This window comes from Serratia sp. TMDUHS_CL, from assembly GCF_037137105.1.
GTDB lineage: Bacteria > Pseudomonadota > Gammaproteobacteria > Enterobacterales > Enterobacteriaceae > Serratia > Serratia nevei.
This window is the reverse complement of sequence record NZ_JBBBDV010000019.1, coordinates 31,475-53,222: the sequence shown is the minus strand read 5'-3', so window position 1 is coordinate 53,222 and position 21,748 is coordinate 31,475. Positions and strand designations below refer to the sequence as shown.

21 protein-coding genes are annotated in these 21,748 nt (G+C 61.7%); 14 read left to right on the top strand and 7 right to left on the bottom strand.

Annotated features, from left to right (window positions below; translation table 11 throughout):
- Positions 1-7 precede the first annotated feature (7 nt).
- On the top strand, positions 8-1,300 hold the full coding sequence (locus WCL58_RS24255; RefSeq protein WP_049288181.1) for a maltoporin: 1,293 nt from the start codon (positions 8-10) through the stop codon (positions 1,298-1,300).
- A 100-nt stretch (positions 1,301-1,400) separates the two neighbouring features.
- Positions 1,401-2,306, top strand: coding sequence for a maltose operon protein MalM (gene malM / locus WCL58_RS24250; protein WP_038874335.1), 906 nt, complete (start codon positions 1,401-1,403; stop codon positions 2,304-2,306).
- 55 nt (positions 2,307-2,361) lie between these two features.
- On the opposite strand, the gene WCL58_RS24245 is transcribed toward malM, so the two are convergent.
- The 3 genes from WCL58_RS24245 to WCL58_RS24235 are packed head-to-tail and all read right to left on the bottom strand — an operon-like array spanning position 2,362 to position 5,779.
- Positions 2,362-3,345 carry a nucleoside hydrolase gene (locus WCL58_RS24245; protein ID WP_336851710.1) on the bottom strand — a complete coding sequence of 328 codons (984 nt, stop codon included), beginning with the start codon at positions 3,343-3,345 and terminating at the stop codon, positions 2,362-2,364.
- Positions 3,346-3,370: 25 nt separating this feature from the next.
- Positions 3,371-4,372 (bottom strand): LacI family DNA-binding transcriptional regulator, encoded by a 1,002-nt coding sequence (locus tag WCL58_RS24240; protein WP_336851709.1) that lies wholly within the window; start codon positions 4,370-4,372, stop codon positions 3,371-3,373.
- A gap of 24 nt (positions 4,373-4,396) precedes the next feature.
- Complete coding sequence (locus WCL58_RS24235; RefSeq protein WP_336851708.1) at positions 4,397-5,779, bottom strand: MFS transporter; 1,383 nt, start codon at positions 5,777-5,779, stop codon at positions 4,397-4,399.
- 392 nt (positions 5,780-6,171) lie between these two features.
- On the opposite strand from WCL58_RS24235, the gene ubiC reads away from it, so the two are divergent.
- On the top strand, positions 6,172-6,687 hold the full coding sequence (ubiC, locus tag WCL58_RS24230) for a chorismate lyase (RefSeq protein WP_336851707.1): 516 nt from the start codon (positions 6,172-6,174) through the stop codon (positions 6,685-6,687).
- A 17-nt stretch (positions 6,688-6,704) separates the two neighbouring features.
- Positions 6,705-7,577, top strand: coding sequence for a 4-hydroxybenzoate octaprenyltransferase (ubiA, locus tag WCL58_RS24225; protein ID WP_049201503.1), 873 nt, complete (start codon positions 6,705-6,707; stop codon positions 7,575-7,577).
- Between the two features lie 66 nt (positions 7,578-7,643).
- Here ubiA and plsB read toward each other — a convergent pair whose 3' ends face one another.
- Positions 7,644-10,109 (bottom strand): glycerol-3-phosphate 1-O-acyltransferase PlsB, encoded by a 2,466-nt coding sequence (plsB, locus tag WCL58_RS24220; protein ID WP_336851706.1) that lies wholly within the window; start codon positions 10,107-10,109, stop codon positions 7,644-7,646.
- A 149-nt stretch (positions 10,110-10,258) separates the two neighbouring features.
- On the opposite strand from plsB, the gene WCL58_RS24215 reads away from it, so the two are divergent.
- The 4 genes from WCL58_RS24215 to WCL58_RS24200 all read left to right on the top strand — a co-directional run bounded on the left by WCL58_RS24215 (position 10,259) and on the right by WCL58_RS24200 (position 13,302).
- Positions 10,259-10,627 carry a diacylglycerol kinase gene (locus tag WCL58_RS24215; protein ID WP_015379225.1) on the top strand — a complete coding sequence of 123 codons (369 nt, stop codon included), beginning with the start codon at positions 10,259-10,261 and terminating at the stop codon, positions 10,625-10,627.
- Positions 10,628-10,729: 102 nt separating this feature from the next.
- On the top strand, positions 10,730-11,338 hold the full coding sequence (gene lexA, locus WCL58_RS24210; RefSeq protein ID WP_025160136.1) for a transcriptional repressor LexA: 609 nt from the start codon (positions 10,730-10,732) through the stop codon (positions 11,336-11,338).
- A gap of 101 nt (positions 11,339-11,439) precedes the next feature.
- Positions 11,440-12,777, top strand: a complete 1,338-nt coding sequence (gene dinF / locus WCL58_RS24205) for an MATE family efflux transporter DinF (protein WP_336851705.1) — start codon at positions 11,440-11,442, stop codon at positions 12,775-12,777.
- Between the two features lie 315 nt (positions 12,778-13,092).
- On the top strand, positions 13,093-13,302 hold the full coding sequence (locus tag WCL58_RS24200) for a CsbD family protein (protein ID WP_004936743.1): 210 nt from the start codon (positions 13,093-13,095) through the stop codon (positions 13,300-13,302).
- Positions 13,303-13,404: 102 nt separating this feature from the next.
- Here WCL58_RS24200 and zur read toward each other — a convergent pair whose 3' ends face one another.
- Positions 13,405-13,917, bottom strand: a complete 513-nt coding sequence (gene zur / locus WCL58_RS24195) for a zinc uptake transcriptional repressor Zur (RefSeq protein ID WP_015379223.1) — start codon at positions 13,915-13,917, stop codon at positions 13,405-13,407.
- Between the two features lie 245 nt (positions 13,918-14,162).
- On the opposite strand from zur, the gene WCL58_RS24190 reads away from it, so the two are divergent.
- The 3 genes from WCL58_RS24190 (at position 14,163) to pspG (ending at position 16,233) form a co-directional block, all read left to right on the top strand.
- Positions 14,163-14,735 carry a sugar O-acetyltransferase gene (locus WCL58_RS24190; protein ID WP_102985346.1) on the top strand — a complete coding sequence of 191 codons (573 nt, stop codon included), beginning with the start codon at positions 14,163-14,165 and terminating at the stop codon, positions 14,733-14,735.
- Between the two features lie 111 nt (positions 14,736-14,846).
- A complete protein-coding gene (gene dusA, locus WCL58_RS24185; RefSeq protein ID WP_019453217.1) occupies positions 14,847-15,857 on the top strand; it encodes a tRNA dihydrouridine(20/20a) synthase DusA in 1,011 nt (336 codons plus the stop codon).
- Positions 15,858-16,014: 157 nt separating this feature from the next.
- Positions 16,015-16,233, top strand: a complete 219-nt coding sequence (pspG, locus tag WCL58_RS24180) for an envelope stress response protein PspG (protein ID WP_025304448.1) — start codon at positions 16,015-16,017, stop codon at positions 16,231-16,233.
- Between the two features lie 300 nt (positions 16,234-16,533).
- On the opposite strand, the gene WCL58_RS24175 is transcribed toward pspG, so the two are convergent.
- Complete coding sequence (locus tag WCL58_RS24175; protein WP_060425029.1) at positions 16,534-17,517, bottom strand: quinone oxidoreductase; 984 nt, start codon at positions 17,515-17,517, stop codon at positions 16,534-16,536.
- 167 nt (positions 17,518-17,684) lie between these two features.
- On the opposite strand from WCL58_RS24175, the gene dnaB reads away from it, so the two are divergent.
- The gene (gene dnaB / locus WCL58_RS24170) at positions 17,685-19,109 is read left to right on the top strand and encodes a replicative DNA helicase (protein WP_025160134.1); all 1,425 of its coding nucleotides are present in this window, start codon (positions 17,685-17,687) and stop codon (positions 19,107-19,109) included.
- A gap of 17 nt (positions 19,110-19,126) precedes the next feature.
- Positions 19,127-20,206, top strand: coding sequence for an alanine racemase (alr, locus tag WCL58_RS24165; RefSeq protein ID WP_336851704.1), 1,080 nt, complete (start codon positions 19,127-19,129; stop codon positions 20,204-20,206).
- Between the two features lie 44 nt (positions 20,207-20,250).
- Here the strand turns inward: alr and WCL58_RS24160 are convergent, their stop codons facing one another.
- A complete protein-coding gene (locus tag WCL58_RS24160; RefSeq protein ID WP_336851703.1) occupies positions 20,251-21,018 on the bottom strand; it encodes a transporter substrate-binding domain-containing protein in 768 nt (255 codons plus the stop codon).
- 215 nt (positions 21,019-21,233) lie between these two features.
- Between WCL58_RS24160 and WCL58_RS24155 the strand changes: the two genes are divergently transcribed.
- The gene (locus WCL58_RS24155; protein ID WP_049201491.1) at positions 21,234-21,707 is read left to right on the top strand and encodes an Lrp/AsnC family transcriptional regulator; all 474 of its coding nucleotides are present in this window, start codon (positions 21,234-21,236) and stop codon (positions 21,705-21,707) included.
- The last annotated feature ends 41 nt before the right edge of the window (positions 21,708-21,748 follow it).

Sequence of the window (21,748 nt, the reverse complement as noted above, 5' to 3'; positions counted from 1 at the left end):
GAGAATAATGATGACTACTCTGCGCAAACTTCCTCTGGCACTGGCTGTCGCCGCCGGTGTTCTCTCTACCCAGGCGCTGGCCGTGGATTTCCACGGTTACGCCCGTTCCGGCATCGGCTGGACCGGCAGCGGCGGTGAGCAACAGTGCTTCAAGGCCACCGGCGCCGCGAGCAAATACCGTCTCGGCAACGAATGCGAAACCTACGCCGAGCTGAAACTGGGGCAGGAAGTGTGGAAAGAAGGCGACAAGAGCTTCTACTTCGACACCAACCTGGCCTATTCGGTCTCGCAACGTTCCGACTGGGAAGACGTGACCCCGGGCTTCCGCGAAGTCAACGTGCAGGGTAAAAACCTGATCGACTGGCTGCCGGGCTCCACGCTGTGGGCCGGTAAGCGCTTCTATCAGCGTCATGACGTTCACATGATCGACTTCTACTACTGGGATATCTCCGGCCCGGGCGCCGGTCTGGAAAACATCGATCTGGGCTTCGGCAAGCTTTCCGCTGCCGTGACCCGCAACTCGGAGTCCGGCGGCTCTTACGGCTACCTGGATAACGAATGGAAACAGCGTCCGACCGTCAACGACACCTTCGACGTGCGCTTGGCCGGCCTGGAGCTGAACCCGGGCGGCACCCTGGAGCTGGGCGTGGACTACGGCCGCGCCAATGCGCAGGACCACTACCACCTGGCCGACGGCGCGAGCAAAGACGGCTGGATGTTCACCGCAGAACACACCCAAAGCATCCTGAACGGTTACAACAAGTTTGTGGTGCAGTACGCCACCGACTCGATGACCTCGCAGAACAACGGCCGCAACGAAGGCGCCACCATCGATAACAACGGCAAGATGATCCGCGTGCTGGATCACGGCGCCATCGACTTCAACGATCAATGGGCGTTGATGTACGTCGCCATGTTCCAGGACATCGACCGCGACAACAACAACGGCACCACCTGGTACACCGTGGGCGTGCGCCCGATGTACAAATGGACGCCGATCATGAGCACCCTGCTGGAAGCGGGCTACGACAACGTCAAATCCCAGCGCACCGGCGATCGCAACGGCCAGTATAAAGTGACCCTGGCGCAGCAGTGGCAGGCGGGCAACAGCATCTGGTCGCGTCCGGCCATCCGTCTGTTCGCCACCTACGCCAAGTGGGATGAGAAGTGGGGCTACGCCACCGGTGACGACACCGGGTATAACGCCGGCACCGCTTACAACGACACCAGCATGCATACCTTCAGCCGCGGCAAGGATGACGAAGTCACCTTCGGCGCCCAGATGGAAATTTGGTGGTAACGACGACAGGGCGGGGAGGGCCAGCGGCTCTCCCCCAACCGCATTCGCCGCGGCCGGATCTCTTGCCTGATCCGCCGCAGCGCTGAAAGAGGATATAACGATGAAAAAGAATCTGCTGTCACTCTGCCTGTCGCTGGCGCTGACCGTCGGCGCGCCTTTGGCGGCCAACGCCGAGACGCCGGCCAACGTTTCCGTCGCGCCGGCCATCAGCGCCGCCACGCTGCAAAGCCTGCCGTGGCAGCCGCTGCAGCCGCCGGTGTCGCAAGAGGTGAAGCTCGACGCCGTCAGCCCGCAGCTCAATCAGGGCGAGATTCAGGGGGCGATCGCCGCCTATACGCTGCCGGCCGATCGCGGTTCGCTGGAAGTGACGCTGAGCAGCCTTGCCAAAAACAATTCGCTTTATGCGCCGAGCGTGCTGGTGCTGGACGAGCATCTGCGCCCGGCGGCGTATTACCCGAGCAGCTACTTCCCGTATCAGCCGCCGGGGGCTATGTCCTCCGATCGCCTCGAAGGCACGCTGAAACTGACGCCGGCGCTCGGCCAAAAACAGATTTACCTGCTGGTGTACACCACCCGCCAGGACTTGGCGAAAACCACTCAGTTGACCAACCCGGCCAAGGCCTATGCGCAGGGCGTGGGCAACGCGGTACCGGATATCCCGGATCCGATCGCCGGCCACGCGACGACCGGCACGCTGAAGCTTAAGGTCACCGCTGAACAGGGCACCGGCAACGTGATGATCGGCATGCTGCAGCCTGCGCCGACCGTGGCGCCGGTGGTGGTGGGCTCGACCGCCCCTGCCGCCGTGGCGGCACCGGCACCGGCGCCGGAGAAACCGGCGGAGCCGATGCTCAACGATACCGAAAGCTACTTCAATAACGGCATCAAACAGGCGGTGAAGGCGGGCGATATCGACAAGGCGCTGAAACTGATGAATGAGGCCGAGAAACTGGGCTCGACCACCGCGCGTAAAACGTTTATCAGCAGCGTTAAAGGCAAGGGGTAACACCCGGCGCTGCCGATGCTGGCTCGATGATTGGTGCGCTTTGGCGCACCTTTTTTCATCCGCGGGCCAGCGTTGCGCCGATCAACGCCAACAGACGGGCGTTGTCTACCTGCTGCATGACACGCACCGGCTTGCCCTGCGGCGGCGGCATGCTGACCGTCAGGCGCAGACTGTCCGGCCGCCAGCGGCGTGAGCTGCCGCGCGTCAACGCCCCTTCCAGCGCCACATCCACATGGAACATCTCGGTGGTGACCAGCTGCGGCGCCAGCAGCCAGGCGATCACTAACGCATCATGGATCCAGCAGCCCGGCAGGTGCCGCGTATGGCGCGAATAGTCGATCCACGGCCGCGTGGTGGCGCGTAAATAGCGGCACAGCGGGGTATCCGGCTGGGTCAACGCGGCCAGATCCGCCTGGGTCAGCATGGTCTGGGTGGTGACATCCAGCGGTGCCAGCGTGATGGTGGCGCCGCTGTTCAACACCAGCCGCGCCGCTTCCGGATCCAAACCGAAATTGGTGTCCTTGATGTACCCGTCGACGTTGAATACGCCCCCCATGATCACAATCTCTTTCACCGCCTGCGCCATCTGCGGGTAAAGCTGCATGGCGTGCGCAACGTTGGTCAGCGGGCCGATCGCCGCCAGCGTGATCTCGCCGGGATGCCGGCAGATCAGCTCGCCGATGGCGATGGCGGCGTCCGGTGCGGGCGCGTTGGCCAGCGAGGGCGCGGGCAGGTCACGCCACAGCGCCGCCAGCTTCGGATCGGCGATCGGGCGGTCCAGATGTGCGCGCCACGGCTCCGGCGGCTCGCTCAGGGCGCGCGCCGCGCCGAGGGCGACCGGCACCTGATAGCCGCTCTGCGCCAGCAGATCGGTGGCGACGGCGAAGCCCACTTCTCGCGGGGTGTTGCCAGCCACGATGCTGATCAGCTCCAGCTGCAGCTGCGGTTTGGCCGCCAGCGCCAGGGCCAGCGCCAGGCCGTCGTCGACGTTGGCGCCGGGCACGCCGTTGCCGGGATCGCAATCAATGATTAAACGCATATATATAAGGTGTCCTGAAAAACCGCTAACAGCCGCAGGAGCGGCGGATGCGCAGTTGAAAAGCGAATTCATGCAGCTCGGCGGGCGAGGCACCGGCGGCCAGCATGGCGATGGCCCGCTTGGCCATGGCGTCGATCGGCTGCTCGACCGCGCTGAGCGGCGGCACGCTGAATTCGGATTGCTGCGTGCCGTTAAAACAGATCAGCGCCAGATCGTCCGGCGCGCGCAGCCCATGCTCCGCCAACGCCGACAGGCAGCCGAGCGCCTGTTGCTCGTTAGAGGTGAAAACGGCGCGCGGGCGTGGGCCTTGCACCAGGCGCTGGGTGGCCTGGTAACCGCCTTGGCGGGTGTAGGGCACTTCGAAAATCCACTCGTCGCGTGGCGCGATGCCCGCCTCCAGCAGCGCATCGCGCCAGCCGTTCAGGCGATCCTGCGCGTTGAGCATGGTCAGCGGGCCGATAAAAATGCCGATATCGCGGTAGCCGTGTTGCAGCAGATGGCGGGTTGCCTGGCAGGCGGCGTCGCGCTCGTCGACGCGAATGGCGCAGACGCCGGCCTGGCTGTCGATGGTGTCTATCATTACGCAGGGCGTGCCGGAAGCGCGGATCAGATCGAACCACGGATGGCGATCGACGCTGGTGTACAGCAGGCCGTCGACCTGGCGGCGCAGCAGGTTGTTGATAAGTTCATACTCGCGCTGACGATCGTCGCCGGCATCGCCCAGCAGCAGCACGCGGCCGCGGCTGAAGGCTTCCTGCTGCAGCGCCCGCGCCAGGGTGGCGAAGAACGGGTTGGAAATATCCGGCACCACCAGCCCGTAGGTTTGTGTGCTGCCGGAGGCCAGCGCCCGCGCGATGTCGTTCGGCCGGTAGCCGGTCTGCTCGATCGCCGCCAGCACGCGCAGCCGGGTGGCTTCCGCCACCGGGCGCGGGCCGTTGTTGATCACATAGCTGACCACGGCGACGGAGGTGCCCGCTAGGCGGGCCACGTCGGCGCGGGTAACGCGTCGCGCGGAGTGATTATCCAAATTGGGATCCTGTTCGCCTTCTCGCTACGCGGCATCCTGCGGCAGGTTGAGATCGCGGCCGCGGGTTTCGGGAGCAAAGAAGGTGGTGATTAAGCCGATGGCCGCCATTACAACAAAATAGCAGGCGACAGGCCACCAGTGACCGAAACCGGACAGCAGTGCGGTGGCGATCAGCGGCGCAGTACCGCCGGAGAGGATTGAACCGAGCTCCTTGGCGAACGCCATTTTGGAGTAGCGGTTCTTCACGCCGAACAGTTCGACGCCGTAGGCAGCCTGCACGCCGAAGATCCCCAGCGACGCGATGCACATGCCGACCACGATCACCGAGATGACGATCGCCGGTTCACGGCTGTCGAGCAGCCAGAACGCCGGGAAGGCGTACAGCACCAGCAGCAGGCAGAACCACCGGTAGGTGACGCGGCGGCCGAAGCGATCGGACAGCCAGCCGGCCAGCGGGATCACCAGAAAACCACACAGCGAGGCGATCAGCACCGCCAGCGCCGGCACCGATTTATCGACCATCAGCACCTTCGCGACGTAGCCGACGATAAAGCCCTGGCACAGGTAGGAAGGGCCGTTTTCGCCGATGCGCAGGCCGAGCATCACCCAGAACGCCTTGGTGCGCTGCAGGTAGCTGCGCGTATCCGGTGCGGCCTGGGCGGCGTCCAGCATGCGCTGGTGGTTTTGCTGCAGCTCGCGCTCGAAGACCGGCGTTTCCCGCACGTGGCGGCGCAGGTACAGCGCCACGCCGGCGATCAGAATGCTGGCGAGGAACGGAATGCGCCAGCCCCAGCTCATCAGGTCTTCCTTGTCGAGCTGCAGCACCAGCAGCCACACCAGCGACGCCAGCAGGGTGCCGCTGTTGGAGCCGATGGCGATGATCGACGCCACCAGCCCGCGCCGCTTGGCCGGCGCGTATTCCGCCAGCATCACCGCGCCGCCGGACAGTTCCGCACCGGCGCCGAACCCCTGCGCGAAGCGCAGGATCACCAGGCAGGTGGGTGCCCAGACGCCGATTTGCGCATAGGACGGGATCAGGCCGATCAGCGTGGTGGAGAGGCCCATCAGCGCCACGGTGGTGATCAGCACCACGCGGCGGCCTTTGCGATCGCCGATCCAGCCGAACACCAGCGCACCGATCGGCCGTGCGACGAAGCCGACGGAGTAGGTGGCGAAGCTGGCCAGCAGGGCGACCAGCGGCGTGGCCTCGGGGAAGAACACGTCGCCGAACACCATGCCGGCCGCCAGGCCGTACAGCGCAAAATCGACGTATTCCATCGCGGTGCCGAGCCAGCAGGAGAAGGTGGCGCGCCAAAATTGGCTGCGCCCCTCTTTGGTCGCCAGGCGTTCATCGGCCGCCAGCGCGGCGTCGGCGGTCTGTGAAGGGGCAAGCGTTGTTTCGCTCATGGCAGTGCTATCCTCTTTTGTTCTGCACCTGGAGGGGCGCGGTTAAAGATGGTTTCCCTGGTGCCGGCAACAAAGGTGTGCCGACCAATGATGTCGGACGCATGGCGATTCAACGCTGCGGTGTCAGAGTATCTACGCGCGTAGATAAAACAACGCGACAAAGATGAAACTTTGCAGGCGATCACAGAATCGTCATCGTGCCGGGGAACGAAGATAGAGAACGCGGATGGCAAAAAGATGACAGAAGCCCGGTTTTTCCGGCGGAAGCCACCGCCGTTTTCGCCACGAATCAGCCTGCCGCTTTCGTATTTCTGCGCTACAATGGGGGCCTGTTAACAGTTTGTATCGTCTGGCGCGCCGTACCGGCCGCGGTTCAGGCGAGGAGTAAAGCAATGTCTGGCATCAGGGATTCCATCCTGCCGCCGCTGGAGTGGTTGTCCGAACAGGATCCTCCGGCGCCCGCCGCCGTCAGCGACTGGCTGATGGAGTTAGGCTCCATGACCCGCCGATTTGAACGCCATTGCGCCCAGGTGCGCGTCGAACCGCAGCGCGAATGCTTCGTCACGCGCGAGGCGCTGGGCGACGAGGCGAACCACCTGCCCGACAGCCCGCGCTACTGGCTGCGCGAAGTGGTGCTGCTGGGCGACGACCAGCCCTGGCTGCTGGGGCGCACGGTGATCCCGGAAAATACGCTGACCGGCCCCGACCAGGCGCTGGTGGATCTGGGCACGCTGCCGCTGGGGCGCTACCTGTTCAGCAGCGGCAATCTGACCCGCGACTATATCCATATCGGCCGACAGGATGCGCTGTGGGCGCGCCGTTCACGGCTGCGGCTGGCGGGCAAACCGCTGTTGCTGACCGAATTGTTTTTACCGGCTTCGCCGCTGTATTCAGCGGTTCCTGCATAAGAGAGGAGAGCAAGACCTTGGAGGGAAGCGTGACTCAAAGTAAATGGCGGGCTTACAGCCATTTGATGCGCATTGATAAACCGATCGGCACGCTGTTGCTGCTGTGGCCGACGCTGTGGGCGCTGTGGCTGGCCGGGAAAGGCGTGCCGCCGCTGTCGATTTTGCTGGTGTTCGTGCTCGGCGTGTTCCTGATGCGCGCCGCCGGCTGCGTGGTGAATGACTACGCCGATCGCGCGGTGGACGGCTACGTGAAACGCACCGCCGGGCGGCCGATGCCGAGCGGTCGGGTGAGCGCGAAAGAGGCCAAGGTGCTGTTTGCGGTGCTGGTGCTGATCTCGTTCTGCCTGGTGTTGACGCTCAATGCGATGACCATCTGGCTGTCGCTGGCGGCGCTGGCGCTGGCCTGGGTGTATCCGTTCATGAAGCGGGTGACCAACCTGCCGCAGTTCGTGCTGGGCGCCGCGTTCGGCTGGGGCATTCCGATGGGGTATGCGGCGGTCAGCGAATCGCTGCCGCTCAGCTGCTGGCTGCTGCTGCTGGCCAACATCTGCTGGACGGTGGCCTACGACACGCTGTATGCGATGGTCGATCGCGACGATGACTTGAAGATCGGCATCAAATCCACCGCTATCCTGTTCGGCCGTTATGACAAGCTGATCGTCGGGCTGCTGCAGTTCGCGACGCTGCTGCTGCTGGTGTGGGTCGGTTATCTGGCGCAGCTCGGCGGGGCGTTTTACTGGTCGCTGTTGCTGGCGGGCGCGCTGTTCATTCACCAGCAAAAACAGATCGCCGGCCGCGAGCGCGAAGCCTGCTTCAAGGCCTTCCTGCAGAACAACTATGTCGGTTTGGTGGTATTTATCGGCATCGCGCTGAGCTATCTGCCGGCGTAACGGTTTCGCAAAGCAAGAAAAAAGGCACCCCAGGGGGTGCCTTTTGTGTTTCGGTGCCGGACGACATCACTCGTCCTGCTCTTCTTCCGCGTCGGCTTGCGGCAGGGCGTTGGTCTCTGCCGGCATGTTGACGCTTTCGATGGTCAGCTTGATTTCCGGCGTGATCAGATCGCTCAGCATGTTGTACACCTCAAGGGTGTGCTCGCGGATCGCATCCCCGCTATCGTTGATATAGCCTTCTTCGCGCAGCGTCGCCACCAGGGTGGAGAACACCGCCTTGTCGAAGAACTCCGGCGCGTTGATGCCGTGCAGCACCGACAGACGCTGCGCCATGATGCGGCTCTCTTTCTCCAGCGCGCCGCGGTTGATGCTCGGGTTGGCGCTGAGGATCGACATGGTGATGGCGTAGCGTTGCAGGGTTTCGCGCACCCCGGCGGCCAGCAGCTGCAGCGGGCGAATGCGCGCCGGGTTCAGCACCAGCTCGTCGCCTTTGTCGCAGATCAGCTGTTGGCGGATCAGCTCGTCGATCACCGGCTGCAGCACCTCCGGCAGCTGTTCCTTGTCGTTATGCAGGAACAGCTCGGCTTTCAGCATCGGGTAGATCATGCCGATTTGACGCAGCAGTTCGGCGCGCGATACCCGGCGATGATGCATCACGATGCTGGCGATCAGAGACGGCAGCACCAGCAGGTGGTGGATGTTGTTGCGGTAATAGGTCATCAGCACCGCCTGCTCGCGCGGCAGGATGATGATGTCGCCGATGTTGTCCTTTTCCACCTCGAACTTGTTCATGTTCAGCGCGTGATCCAGCAGCTCGTCCGGCGTTTGCGTCGGTACGGTGACGTCATGCGCGTAAGGCGCGTTGCGCATCAGCTGCAGGTAGCACTCGAGCTGCTCGAGCAATTGTTCGCGGGTCAGCGAACGCTGGCGCGAGGCCAGCAGCGCGGTGGAGCACAGGTTCATGGCGTTGGCCGCGGCGGCGTTGTTGATGCGCACCATGATCTGGCCGGCCAGATCGTTGACCGTCGGCGTCAGCCAGCTTGGGCGCTGAGCCTCGATCGGATCGATAGACTCGCGCCACTGCGGCACGTGCTGGTTGAGGTAAGCGGTCAACGGCAGCGGCTCGCCAAAGTTGACATAACCCTGGCCCAGATTGCGCAGCTTGCGCAGGCCGCGCAGCATCTGCAACAGGCTCTCTTTTTCCTTGGTGGCGCCACGCAGCTCTTTGGCATAGGTGCCCACTTCCATCACGTGCTCGTAGCCGATGTAGATCGGCACCAGCGTGATCGGACGGGCACCGCCGCGCAGCATCGCCTGAATGGTCATCGACAGGGTGCCGGTCTTCGGCTCCAGCAGACGCCCGGTGCGGGAACGGCCGCCTTCCACGAAGTATTCCACCGAGTAACCGCGGGTGAACAGCTCGCCGAGGTATTCGCGGAACACCGTCGAGTAGAGCTTGTTGCCCTTGAAGGTGCGGCGGATGAAGAACGCGCCCAGGCGGCGGAAGATCGGACCCGCCGGCCAGAAGTTGAGGTTGATGCCGGCGGCGATGTGCGGCGGCACCAGGCCCTGGTGATACAGCACGTAGGACAGCAGCAGATAATCCATGTGGCTGCGGTGGCAGGGCACGTAGACGATCTCGTGGCCGTCCTGCGCCAGCTGGCGCACGCGTTCGGCGTTGGTGACGTTGATGCCCTGATACAGCCGGTTCCAGGTCCAGCTCAGCACGCGGTCGGACAGGCGCACGGTTTCGTAGGAGAAATCGGCGGCGATCTCTTCCATCAGCGCGATGGCGTTCTGTTGGGCCTTCTCGTGCGAGATCTTCTTGCTGCGCGCTTCGTCCTCGACCGCTTTTTCGATCGCTTTGGACGCCAACAGCTTGTTGAACAGATCCTGACGGGCCGGCAGGCTCGGGCCTACCGCGGCCAGGCGCTGACGCGAGAAGTGCATGCGTGCCACGCGCGCCAGTTTCTGCGCGATGGTTTTATCCGTGCCGTGCTCGGTGGCCATGCGGCGCAGCGAAACGGTGTTGGAGAAACGCACGAAGCTGTCGCGGCCGAGCCACAGCACGGCGAAGAATTTCTGCACGCCGTTCAACAGACGCAGGTGCGGCGTGCCGTGGCCTTCGCGGCCCGGCGAGCGGCCGAACATCACCGAAACCGGCAGCATCTGAATGTCGAGATCCGGATTGCTGCGGTGCAGATCCAGATAGTCGTGGAACAGCTTTACCGACTCTTCTTTCGGGGTGTAGTAGCGGAACACGCGCGGGCCGTCGTGAATGAACACGTAGCTCGGCAGCACGGTGCCGTCGATCTCCAGCGAGTTGAGCGGATCGGGCAGATCCTGCGCCAGGCACTGGGTGCGCAGCGTCAGCAAATCCGCCTTGGAATTGTAAGGTAAAACATACAAAATCGGCCGTGAGGGATCCAACCCTAACTCGGTAACCGGATCTGAAGGGATGACCTTACTTCTTACCAACAATTTAAGTGGTAAATTCAATATTTTATAATAAATTTTACGCCAACCTGACATAAACAACGTGAAGCCTCTTGTTAGCAATGCGCCGCAAGCATACCAGAAACCGGGTAGCAGATCTGTGGTGTTCGAAAACCGAGAGCCGTCAGCGCGGACTGTTCTAGACTCTTTTTATTATGACCGACCTCTGAGAAAGGCACGAAAACATGGCAAACCAAGCAACCGGACTGACCCGCATCATCAAGGCCGCCGGCTATTCCTATAAAGGGCTTTCCGCCGCCTGGCAGCACGAAGCGGCTTTCCGCCAGGAACTGGTGGTCACCCTGCTGGCTATCATACTGGCTGTCTGGCTGGATGTGGGTGCGATAGCGCGCATTTTATTGATCGGATCGGTAGCGCTGGTGATGATCGTCGAGATCCTGAACAGCGCGATCGAGGCGGTGGTGGATCGCATCGGCAGCGAACATCACGAACTGTCCGGCCGGGCCAAGGACATGGGATCGGCGGCGGTGTCGCTGGCGATCGTGCTGGCGCTGTTCGTTTGGGGCACGGTCTTATGGCAGCATTTTGGCTGACGAAAGGCGCCTACTGACTGATTTTTATTTATTCTTCGGTTCCCAATCCGCGCTTACCTGTATATACTCACAGCAAGACTGTATAAACAAACAGGGGGCGGAATGAAAGCACTAACTACCAGACAGCAAGAGGTCTACGATCTGATTCGCGATCATATTTCGCAAACGGGCATGCCGCCAACGCGTGCCGAGATCGCGATGCGTCTGGGGTTCCGCTCGCCTAACGCCGCCGAAGAACACCTGAAGGCGCTGGCACGCAAAGGCGTGATAGAAATCGTCTCCGGTGCCTCGCGCGGTATCCGCCTGTTGATGGAAGAAGAAGAAGGGCTGCCGCTGATTGGCCGCGTCGCCGCCGGCGAGCCGCTGCTGGCGCAGCAGCACATCGAAGGGCACTACCAGGTGGATCCTTCCCTGTTTAAACCGAGCGCCGATTTCCTGCTGCGGGTGAACGGCATGTCGATGCGCGACATCGGCATTCTGGACGGCGATCTGCTGGCGGTGCACAAAACGCAAGACGTGCGCAACGGCCAGGTCGTGGTGGCGCGCATCGAAGACGAAGTGACGGTCAAGCGCCTGAAAAAACACGGCAACGTGGTCGAGCTGCTGCCGGAGAACAACGAATTCCAACCGATCGTGGTCGATCTGCGCCAGCAGAATTTCACTATCGAAGGGCTGGCGGTCGGCGTGATCCGCAACGGTGACTGGATTTAATCGTCGCACTCTCAGTGCCGCCTCTTGTATCAATCGCCCCTGTTCTGGGGCGTTTTTGTTTCTGACCTTGCCCTTCGCCACTGCTACGGGAACATCTCATCATGCGCTTGATTTCCGCCTTCACCAGCGACACCGATAAAGCCCTGTGGCGCCTGGCTCTGCCGATGATTTTCTCCAATATCACCGTACCGCTGCTCGGGCTGGTGGACACCGCGGTGATCGGCCACCTCGACAGCCCGATCTACCTGGGGGGCGTCGCGATCGGCGCGGTGGCGACCAGCTTCCTGTTCATGCTGCTGTTGTTCCTGCGCATGAGCACCACCGGCCTGGCGGCGCAGGCGCTGGGGGCACAGAACCCGCAGGCGCTGGCGCGCGCCTTTATGCAGCCGCTTCTGCTGGCGCTGCTGGCCGGGGTGGCGATCGTCCTGTTGCGCTATCCGCTGATCGAACTGGCGCTGCGGATCGTCGGTGGCAATGGCGAGGTGCTGGAACAGGCGCGGCGTTTTCTTGAGATTCGTTGGCTGAGCGCGCCGGCGGCGCTGGCTAATCTGGTGCTGCTGGGCTGGCTGCTCGGCGTGCAGTATGTGCGTGCGCCGGTGATCCTGCTGATCGTCGGCAACCTGCTGAACATCGTGCTGGATATCTGGCTGGTGATGGGCCTGGGCTGGAACGTGCGAGGGGCGGCGGCGGCAACCGCCATCGCCGAATACGCCACGCTGCTGCTCGGCCTGTGGCTGGCGTGGCGGGTGATGCGCCTGCGCGGTATCACCCTGCCGATGCTGCGCCAGGCCTGGCGTGGCGATCTGCGTCGGCTGCTGGCGCTTAACCGCGACATCATGTTGCGTTCATTGCTGCTGCAGCTGTGCTTTGCATCGCTGACCATCTTCGGCGCTCGCCTGGGAAGCGACGTGGTGGCGGTCAACGCGGTATTGATGAATCTGCTGACGTTCACCGCCTATGCGCTCGACGGCTTCGCTTATGCGGTGGAAGCCCATTCGGGCCACGCCTACGGTGCCCGGGACGACAGCCAGCTGCGCAAGGTGTGGCACGCGGCCTGCAAGCAGGCAGGGCTGGTCGCGCTGGCCTTCGCCCTGGCGTATGCCGTTACCGGCCAGCAGATCGTGGCGGCGTTGACCTCCTTGCCGGAGCTGCGTGCGTTGGCCGCCCACTATTTACCGTGGCAGGTCATCCTGCCGCTGGTCGGGGTGTGGTGCTATTTGCTGGACGGCATGTTTATCGGCGCCACGCGCGGTGCCGAGATGCGCAACAGCATGGCGGTGGCTGCGGCGGGATACGGTCTGGCGCTGTTCAGCGTGCCGCTGCTTGGCAACCACGGGCTCTGGCTGGCGCTGGCGGTGTTTCTGGCGCTGCGCGGTCTGGCACTGGGCTGGATTTGGCACCGCCATCAGGTGCGCGGCAGCTGGTTTGCCGCACGCTAAACCGCGCGCTTTGTTGGGTTAATTATTGATTTTTCTTATGTTTTTATTCATATTTGCTTACATGTTTTCAGCCTGGTTTTGCCCGGCTTAGTTCGTTGTTTATTGGCGTTTTTTATGTTTATTTCATTTCTTAATGGTTTTTTATTCTGTCATATGGCTTTTTTATTTCCATGTTTAACTAGAATGAATCATGTGGCTGGCGAATGAATGGGAGCGATATTCCTTAAGGTGAAGGGCGTATCGGCCAGAAAAATTTCTGGTTAACCCCGGCCGGCGACAGGGATCACTGATTCACCACAGGTTAACGGAGAGACTATGAATAAAGATCAAGCCGACGGTAACTGGAAGCAGCTTAAAGGCAAAGTGAAGGAAAAATGGGGCAAGCTGACCGATGACGATCTGACGGTCATCGAAGGGAAACGCGAACAGCTGGTCGGTAAAATCCAGGAGCGCTACGGTTACCAGAAAGAGGCGGCCGAGAAAGAGGTGAAAGCCTGGGAAGATCACACCAAACACCGCTGGTAATTTGCAGGGCCGCCATTGAAGGCGGCTTGCCCAGCGCAGGCCGGCGTCGCTCTCATCCTCTGGCGTCCCGGCCGCAGGTACAGGGAGGTACCTGACTTCGTCTTACTTCTTCTTGATGGCGATGCTGTGATCGTGTTCGGCGCAGTCATGCTTGCTGTCGCACGCCTCAACCTCCACGCAGCCGGCGCACAGGCCGTGCGCTTCCACCACGCTGTGACGCAGCGCAAATCCGGCCTCCTGCGCCAGCTTCTGCAGCGTTTCCTCTACGCCTTCGGTAGTGCGTTCGGTCACCTGGCCGCAGCGGTCGCAGATAAACAGTGCGGACGTGTGCATCGGCTGTTCGAAGTGGTGGCACAGCACGTAGCTGTTGGCGGATTCCACTCTATGGATAAACCCTTGCTCCAGCAGAAAATCCAGCGCGCGATAGACCGTCGGCGGCTTGGCCTGCGGTTCGGCGACGCGCAGCAGATCGAGCAGGTCATAAGCGCTGATTGCACCGGGTTGCTGAGTCATCAGACGCAGCACTTCCAGCCGTTGCGGCGTCAATCGCACATTGCGTTGTTGGCAGAGGCGTTCCGCCTGCGCCAGCAGCTTTTCCTGGGTGGTTGAGTTCATCGCAAATATCCCGGTACGTAAAAAAGCCGATTTTACCATGATTACGGCGAATCGCCGAGAGTTGCCCCCTTTTCCCCTGAGGATTGCGCAGGGAAAGGCGCGCTGAGTGCGCTAAAAGAGAGATGCATCACAACTTTTTCCCTCCACCGGGCGGCAAATCAACGTTGCCGATTTTAGCGCTGGAGAGCCGCTGGCGAGAGCGGTATAACGCGCTTCACCCGCGTGACGAACAGGAGCCTTGTGTGATGACGGAAAGAGAGAAGCTGTTAAGCGGCCTGGAGTACAACAGCCGCGATGAAGAACTGATTGCGATGTACCATCGGGCCAGGGCGTTGACCAAAAGCCTGGGGACGCTGGATTCGCATCAGGCGGACGAGAAAAACCGCCTGCTCGGCGAACTGTTCGGTGCCTGGGGTGAGGCGAGCTGGATCGAAACGCCGTTCTGGTGCGACTACGGGCAACATGTCCGCATCGGTAAAAACTGTTTTATCAACGCCAATGCGGTGTTCCTCGACTGCAATACCATCACCATCGGCGACAACACGCTGATCGGCCCCAGCGTGCAAATCTACACGCCGAGCCACCCGCTGAAGGCCGGCGAACGCTTTACCGGCGACCCGGCCTTTCCTTTCCGCACCTCGGCGCAGCCGGTGTCCATCGGCAGCAACGTATGGATCGGCGGTAACGTGGTGATCTTGCCGGGAGTGACCATCGGCGACGGCACGACTATCGGCGCGGGCAGCATCGTGACCGGCGACATCCCGGCCAATGTGCTGGCGCTGGGGCAGCCGTGCCGGGTTATCCGCACGTTGGAATAGGGGGGAAACGAAGGCGATTTTCCCAACGGCGCCGATTGCCGTTATAATAGCCGTTTGCGGCCGCGCGCCGTTCGTTAAACCCAGACAGACTCAGGTAGCCAGTAACTCAGCATGACGAAAGACAACCACGCCCCAACCTACGCCGCCAATCGTTTCTCCATCGCGCCGATGCTCGACTGGACCGATCGTCATTGCCGTTACTTCCACCGCCTGCTGACCAAGGAAACGCTGCTGTACACCGAAATGGTGACCACCGGCGCGATCATTCACGGCAAGGGCGACTACCTGGCCTACAGCGAAGAAGAGCATCCGGTGGCGCTGCAGCTGGGCGGCAGCGATCCGGCCGCGTTGGCGCACTGCGCCAAACTGGCGGAGCAGCGCGGTTACGACGAGATTAACCTCAACGTCGGCTGCCCGTCCGATCGCGTGCAAAACGGCATGTTCGGTGCCTGTTTGATGGGGCAGGCGACGCTGGTCGCCGACTGCATCAAGGCGATGCGCGACGTGGTGTCGATCCCGGTGACGGTGAAGACCCGCATCGGCATCGACGATCAGGACAGCTATGCCTTCCTGTGCGACTTTATCCAAACCGTCGCCGGGCGCGGCGAGTGCGACATGTTCACCATCCACGCGCGCAAGGCCTGGCTCTCCGGCCTCAGCCCGAAAGAGAACCGCGAAGTGCCGCCGCTGGACTACCCGCGCGTTTATCAGCTGAAGCGGGATTTCCCGGCGCTGACCATCGCCATCAACGGCGGGGTGAAAACGCTGGAAGAGGCGCAGCAGCATCTGCAGCATCTGGACGGCGTGATGATGGGGCGCGAGGCGTACCAGAATCCGGGCATTCTGGCACGGGTCGACAGCGAACTGTTCGGCGCGCAGACCGCAGTGCCGGACAGCGTGGCGATCGTCGAAGCGCTGTATCCGTACATCGAGCGCGAGCTGTCCAACGGCACCTATCTCGGCCACATCACCCGCCACATCCTCGGTTTGTTCCAGGGCGTGCCGGGCGCGCGCCAGTGGCGTCGCCACCTGAGCGAGAACGCCCACAAGCCGGGCGCCGATGCGCGGGTGGTGGAGCAGGCGCTGGCGCTGGTGCGTCAGCCGCGTGTGGAAATGGCGTAACCCACAAAAATTTTGACTAACAGTTAGTCTTTTTCGCCAGGCATTCGGCGCGTTGCCGGATGCCTGCCCCATCTTTTCAATAGGTTAGCCCTTCCGCCATTCTGGCACGCTTCTTGTAATTCCCTCAGCAGATACGTTGTATTGCAAAGGAGCAATCATGTTGGAAATCTTCTTTCTCATTGGCTTTGTGGTGATGCTGATGGTGACCGGCATCTCGCTGCTGGGGATCTTCGCTGCGCTGTTGGTGGCGGCGGCGTTCATGCTGTTGGGCGGGTTGTTCGCGGTGGTCATCAAGCTGCTGCCGTGGCTGATTTTGGCGGTCGTCGGGGTATGGATTTACCGGTCGATGCAGAAACCGCAGGCCAGACGTTACTGATTTTTTGCTGAATAATCAGTCAGTCGCGATGAAACTTGCACAACTTGCCGCCCCGCTAATGCGGCAGCGATCACAGCTTGGCAGTTTTGCCGCGCGATGTGGCACATAAAGCGTGTTTTTTGCCGGACGGGGCTGTTAGGATGTTTGTCGATGCAGTGATGCGACCGATTTCATCACCGTGAGAGACAACCAAAATTCGTGTTGCTGAAGCAACCCCCTGTCTCTGGCGGACTCTGCTCTACCCCTACAAAACGCAGTAACAGAAAGGGCTCCGTAAGGAGCCCTTTTCTTTTGCGGCAATTAGGGGATCAGCAGGCTGGAGCCGCTGGTGCCGCGGCTTTCCAGCACTTGGTGCGCCCGCTGGGCGTCGGCCAGCGCAAATTTCTGCTCGTCTTTCACCTCCACCCGAATGGCGCCGCTGCCGATCAGCGAGAACAGCTCGTTGCTGGCGTACTGCAGCTCGGCGCGGTTGGTGATGTAGCCGTTAAGGGAAGGGCGGGTGACGTACAGTGAGCCCTTCTGATTCAGCAGCGCCAGATCGACGCCGGTCACCGGGCCGGAGGCGTTGCCGAAGCTGACCATCAGGCCGCGCCGTTTCAGGCTGTTGAGCGAGGCCTGCCAGGTGCTTTGCCCCACCGAATCGTACACCACGCCGACCTTCTCGCCGTGCGTCAGTTCTGCCACCCGCTGGGCGATATCCTCTTTGTGGTAGTTGATGGTGGCCCAGGCGCCGGCCTGTTTCGCCAGCGCGGCCTTTTCGTCGGAGCCGACGCTGCCGATCAGGCGCGCGCCCAGCGCTTTGGCCCATTGGCAGGCGATCAGCCCAACCCCGCCGGCGGCGGCATGGAACAGGAACACTTCACCCGGCTGCACGTCGTGGGTCTGGCGCAGCAGGTAGTGCACCGTCAACCCTTTGAGGAAAGAAGCGGCGCCCTGCTCAAAGCTGAGGTTGTGCGGCAGCAGCGCCACTTTTTCTTCCGGCACGTTGTGGACTTCGCTGTAGGCGCCGAGCGATGACTGCGCATACACCACCCGGTCGCCCGGTTTGATCGCGCTGACGCCGGCGCCAACCTTGACCACCACGCCGGCCGCCTCGGTGCCGAGGCCGCTCGGCAGGCTCGCCGGGGCGTACAGCCCGCTGCGCACATAGGTGTCGATGTAGTTGATGCCGATCGCCTTGTTCTCGATCTGCACTTCGCCGGCGGCGGGATCGAGCGGTGTAAAATCAACGTATTGCAAGACTTCCGGCCCGCCGGTGGCGGAAAACTGAATGCGCTTGGCCATATCGTTACCTCGTTTGAGTGTCTGATTTCACCCTATTCTTTTTAGTATCGGAGATCCAGTTCACCCGTGCGGGATTCAATACCTTTTTTGCATCGGTTATGACGCAAAAATCACGTATACTCTCGCGTCAAGATCCTTCATTCGCAACCGGATAAAGACTACGTTTCATGGCAGGAAAAAAACCAACCAACAAAACAAACGCGGACGAAACCAGAGAGCGTTCCAGAGATCGTCAGATGGAAGGGCTGAAGATGCCGCCGCACTCGCTGGAGGCCGAGCAGTCGGTGTTGGGCGGTTTGATGCTGGATAACGAGCGCTGGGACAACGTGGCGGAGCGCGTGGTCGCCAACGACTTCTTCAGCCGCCCGCATCGCCTGATCTTTACCGAGATGCAGCGTCTGCTGGAGATGAGCAAGCCTATCGACCTCATCACCCTGTCCGAATCGCTGGAGCAGAAAGGCGAGCTGGACTCGGTCGGCGGCTTCGCCTACCTGGCCGAGCTGTCGAAAAACACCCCGAGCGCCGCCAACATCGGCGCCTACGCCGACATTGTGCGCGAGCGCGCGGTGGTGCGTGAGATGATCTCGGTGGCTAACGAGATCGCCGACGCCGGCTACGATCCGCAGGGGCGCAGCAGCGAAGACCTGCTCGATCTGGCGGAATCCCGCGTGTTCCAAATCGCCGAGAACCGCGCCAGCAAAGACGAAGGCCCGAAGGGCATCGAGCGCATCCTGGAAGACACCGTATCGCGTATCGAGCAGCTGTATCAGCAGCCGCACGACGGCGTGACCGGGGTCGATACCGGCTATCAGGACCTCAACAAGAAAACTGCGGGCATGCAAAAGTCCGATCTGATCATCGTCGCCGCCCGTCCATCGATGGGGAAAACCACCTTCGCCATGAACCTGTGCGAAAACGCCGCGATGACCCAGGAAAAACCGGTGCTGATCTTCAGCCTGGAGATGCCCGGCGAACAGATCATGATGCGTATGCTGGCGTCGCTGTCGCGCGTGGATCAGACGCGCATCCGTACCGGCCAGCTCGACGACGAGGACTGGGCGCGCATTTCCAGCACCATGGGTATCCTGCTGGAGAAGCGCAACATGTACATCGACGACTCCTCCGGCCTGACGCCGACCGAAGTGCGCTCGCGCGCGCGGCGCATTTTCCGCGAGCACGACGGGCTTAGCCTCATCATGATCGACTACCTGCAGCTGATGCGCGTGCCGGCCCTGTCCGACAACCGTACGCTGGAGATCGCCGAGATTTCGCGCTCGCTGAAGGCGCTGGCGAAAGAGCTGCAGGTGCCGGTGGTGGCGCTGTCGCAGCTGAACCGAAGCCTGGAGCAGCGCGCCGATAAGCGCCCGGTCAACTCCGACCTGCGTGAATCCGGCTCTATCGAGCAGGATGCTGACCTGATTATGTTCATCTATCGTGATGAGGTGTATCACGAGAACAGCGATCTGAAAGGGATCGCGGAAATTATTATCGGTAAGCAGCGTAACGGCCCGATCGGCACCGTGCGCCTTACCTTTAACGGCCAGTGGTCGCGTTTCGACAACTACGCGGGGCCACAATACGATGACGAATAATCAGCTAAGGAACTGAAATGAAAGCGGCAACCGCTGTAATCGACCGCCGCGCTCTGCGACATAATCTGCAACAGGTGCGCCGCCAGGCGCCGCAAAGCCGCCTGATTGCCGTTGTGAAAGCAAACGCTTATGGACATGGCCTGCTGGAAACAGCACACACCCTGCAAGACGCCGACTGCTACGGCGTGGCGCGCATCGGCGAAGCGCTGATGCTGCGTTCCGGCGGCATCGTCAAACCGATCCTGCTGCTGGAAGGCTTCTTCAGTGCCGAAGATCTGCCGGTGCTGGTGGCGAACAACATCGAAACCGCGGTGCACAGCATCGAACAGCTCGAAGCGCTGGAGCAGGCTGAGCTGGCGCGTCCGGTGCCGGTGTGGATGAAGCTCGATACCGGCATGCATCGGCTGGGGGTGCGCCCCGAACACGCGGAGGCGTTTTATCAGCGCCTGTGCGCCTGCCGCAATGTGGCGCAGCCGGTCAATATCATGAGTCACTTCAGCCGCGCCGACGAGCCGGAATCCGACACCACGTTGAAACAGATCGCCTGCTTCGAGCAGTTCGCGCGCGGCAAACCGGGCCAGCGCTCGGTCGCCGCCTCCGGCGGCACGCTGCTGTGGCCTGATGCCCACAACGAGTGGGTACGCCCCGGCATTATTTTGTACGGCGTGTCGCCGCTGGATAACGGCAGCGGCGCCGAGCATGGGCTGCAGCCGGCGATGACGCTGAAGTCCAGCCTGATCGCGGTGCGCGAGCACAAGGCCGGCGAAGCGGTCGGCTACGGCGGCACTTGGGTCAGCCCGCGCGATACCCGGCTGGGCGTGGTGGCGATGGGGTACGGCGACGGCTACCCGCGCAGCGCGCCGACCGGTACGCCGATCCTGATCAACGGCCGCGAAGTGCCGATCGTCGGCCGGGTGTCGATGGACATGATTTCGGTCGATCTCGGGCCGGCCACCGCCGATAAGGTGGGGGATGAAGCGGTGCTGTGGGGGCCGGCGCTGCCGGTCGAGCGCATCGCCGTCTGCACCGGCATCAGCGCTTACGAGCTGATCACCAAGCTCACGCAGCGCGTGGCGATGGAATACATCGGCGACTGAAACGCCGCAGGGGCCGACGCGCGTCGGCCCCGTTTCTCAGCGGGTTACTTCTTTACCGCCAACCACTTATCGATAATCTTCTGATACTCGCCGGTCGCTTTGGCTAGGTGCAGCCACTGATCCACATACAGTTTCCAGCTCAGATCGTCGCGCGGCAGCATGTAAGCCTTCTCGCCGTACTGCATCGGTTTGGTCGGATTCACCGCGCACAGCTTCGGATAGCGCTTCTGCTGGTACAGCGCCTCGGAGGCGTCGGTGATCATCACGTCTGCCTTGCGCTCCACCAGCTGTTGGAAAATGCTCATGTTGTCGTGCGTCAGCGTCAGTTTGGCCTTTGGCAGATAGGCGTGCACGAAGGCTTCATTGGTGCCGCCCGCCGGCTCCAACAGACGCACCGACGGTTTGTTGATCTGCTCGAGAGTGCGGTATTTCTTCACGTCGGTGCAGCGCACCAGCGGGATTTTGCCGTCGGTATCCAGCTTGTCGGCGAAGAACACCTGTTTTTGCCGTTCCAGCGTGACGGAGATACCGCCCATCGCAATGTCGCACTTGCCGGAGGTGAAGTCCGGCGTCAGGGTTTTCCAACTGGTCTTCACCCACTTCACTTTCGCGCCCAGGCTCTTGGCCAGCGATTCCGCCATGTCGATATCGATGCCTTCATAGCTGCCGTCTTCCTTGAGGAAGGTATAGGGCTTGTAGTCGCCGGTGGTGCAGACCTCCAGGGTCTTTTGCTGCAGCACCTTATCCAGGTGGGATTGCGCGCCGGCGCTGCCGGCGGCGAGCAGCAGCGCGAGAGGGAGTAACTTTTTCATCTGGCGTCCTTTTTATACATTCGTGGTTTTATGCGTTACTTCGCCGTTAATTGTCGTTTGCCTGCATGAGTTAGCCGTTTTTTATGCCGCTTACCGGCGAAAACGCCGGGCTTTGCTGCTGTACGCGATTTAAGCGCCAGGGTGTGACGTCGGCAACGGTAAAAAAACTGGTAGGCTGTAACGTCAACATTTATTAACACAGTTTACAGGTGGCTATGTACAACATTGACGATTTTGATATGAAAATCCTGACGCTGTTACAGGCCAACGGCCGGCTGACCAATCAGGAGCTTAGCGAGCTGGTGGGGCTCTCCGCCTCCCAGTGTTCGCGGCGGCGCATCAGCCTGGAGCAGGCGCAGCTGATCCGCGGCTACCACGCGCGGCTGGCGCCGGAGGCGGTCGGCCTGGGGCTGGTGGGGCTGATCGAAGTCAGCCTGATCACGCACGCCCAAGAGCAGATCGACAGCTTTCATCAGATGCTGGAGGAGGTGGATGCGATCCTCGACGCTTACAAGACCACCGGCGACGCCGATTACCTGCTGAAAGTGGCGGTGGCGGACCTGCCAGCGCTGAGCGAATTCATCAGCCAGACGCTGTCGCCGCACAAAAGCGTGGCGCATATCAAAACGGCGGTGGTGCTCAATCGCATCAAGGAAAACGGTTTATTGCCGGTGGCGCGAGAAAGCTAAAACCTAACGCGGTTTTCCGTCTATATTAGGAACGTAACGCT

Bases quoted from the DNA above. Each gene is read 5' to 3' on its own strand.
- WCL58_RS24255 (WP_049288181.1), top strand. From the start codon at position 8: ATGATGACTACTCTGCGCAAACTTCCTCTGGCACTGGCTGTCGCCGCC.
- malM (WP_038874335.1), top strand. From the start codon at position 1,401: ATGAAAAAGAATCTGCTGTCACTCTGCCTGTCGCTGGCGCTGACCGTC.
- WCL58_RS24245 (WP_336851710.1), bottom strand. From the start codon at position 3,345: ATGCGTTTAATCATTGATTGCGATCCCGGCAACGGCGTGCCCGGCGCC.
- WCL58_RS24235 (WP_336851708.1), bottom strand. From the start codon at position 5,779: ATGAGCGAAACAACGCTTGCCCCTTCACAGACCGCCGACGCCGCGCTG.
- ubiC (WP_336851707.1), top strand. From the start codon at position 6,172: ATGTCTGGCATCAGGGATTCCATCCTGCCGCCGCTGGAGTGGTTGTCC.
- plsB (WP_336851706.1), bottom strand. From the start codon at position 10,109: ATGTCAGGTTGGCGTAAAATTTATTATAAAATATTGAATTTACCACTT.
- WCL58_RS24215 (WP_015379225.1), top strand. From the start codon at position 10,259: ATGGCAAACCAAGCAACCGGACTGACCCGCATCATCAAGGCCGCCGGC.
- lexA (WP_025160136.1), top strand. From the start codon at position 10,730: ATGAAAGCACTAACTACCAGACAGCAAGAGGTCTACGATCTGATTCGC.
- dinF (WP_336851705.1), top strand. From the start codon at position 11,440: ATGCGCTTGATTTCCGCCTTCACCAGCGACACCGATAAAGCCCTGTGG.
- WCL58_RS24200 (WP_004936743.1), top strand. From the start codon at position 13,093: ATGAATAAAGATCAAGCCGACGGTAACTGGAAGCAGCTTAAAGGCAAA.
- zur (WP_015379223.1), bottom strand. From the start codon at position 13,917: ATGAACTCAACCACCCAGGAAAAGCTGCTGGCGCAGGCGGAACGCCTC.
- WCL58_RS24190 (WP_102985346.1), top strand. From the start codon at position 14,163: ATGACGGAAAGAGAGAAGCTGTTAAGCGGCCTGGAGTACAACAGCCGC.
- dusA (WP_019453217.1), top strand. From the start codon at position 14,847: ATGACGAAAGACAACCACGCCCCAACCTACGCCGCCAATCGTTTCTCC.
- pspG (WP_025304448.1), top strand. From the start codon at position 16,015: ATGTTGGAAATCTTCTTTCTCATTGGCTTTGTGGTGATGCTGATGGTG.
- WCL58_RS24175 (WP_060425029.1), bottom strand. From the start codon at position 17,517: ATGGCCAAGCGCATTCAGTTTTCCGCCACCGGCGGGCCGGAAGTCTTG.
- dnaB (WP_025160134.1), top strand. From the start codon at position 17,685: ATGGCAGGAAAAAAACCAACCAACAAAACAAACGCGGACGAAACCAGA.
- alr (WP_336851704.1), top strand. From the start codon at position 19,127: ATGAAAGCGGCAACCGCTGTAATCGACCGCCGCGCTCTGCGACATAAT.
- WCL58_RS24160 (WP_336851703.1), bottom strand. From the start codon at position 21,018: ATGAAAAAGTTACTCCCTCTCGCGCTGCTGCTCGCCGCCGGCAGCGCC.
- WCL58_RS24155 (WP_049201491.1), top strand. From the start codon at position 21,234: ATGTACAACATTGACGATTTTGATATGAAAATCCTGACGCTGTTACAG.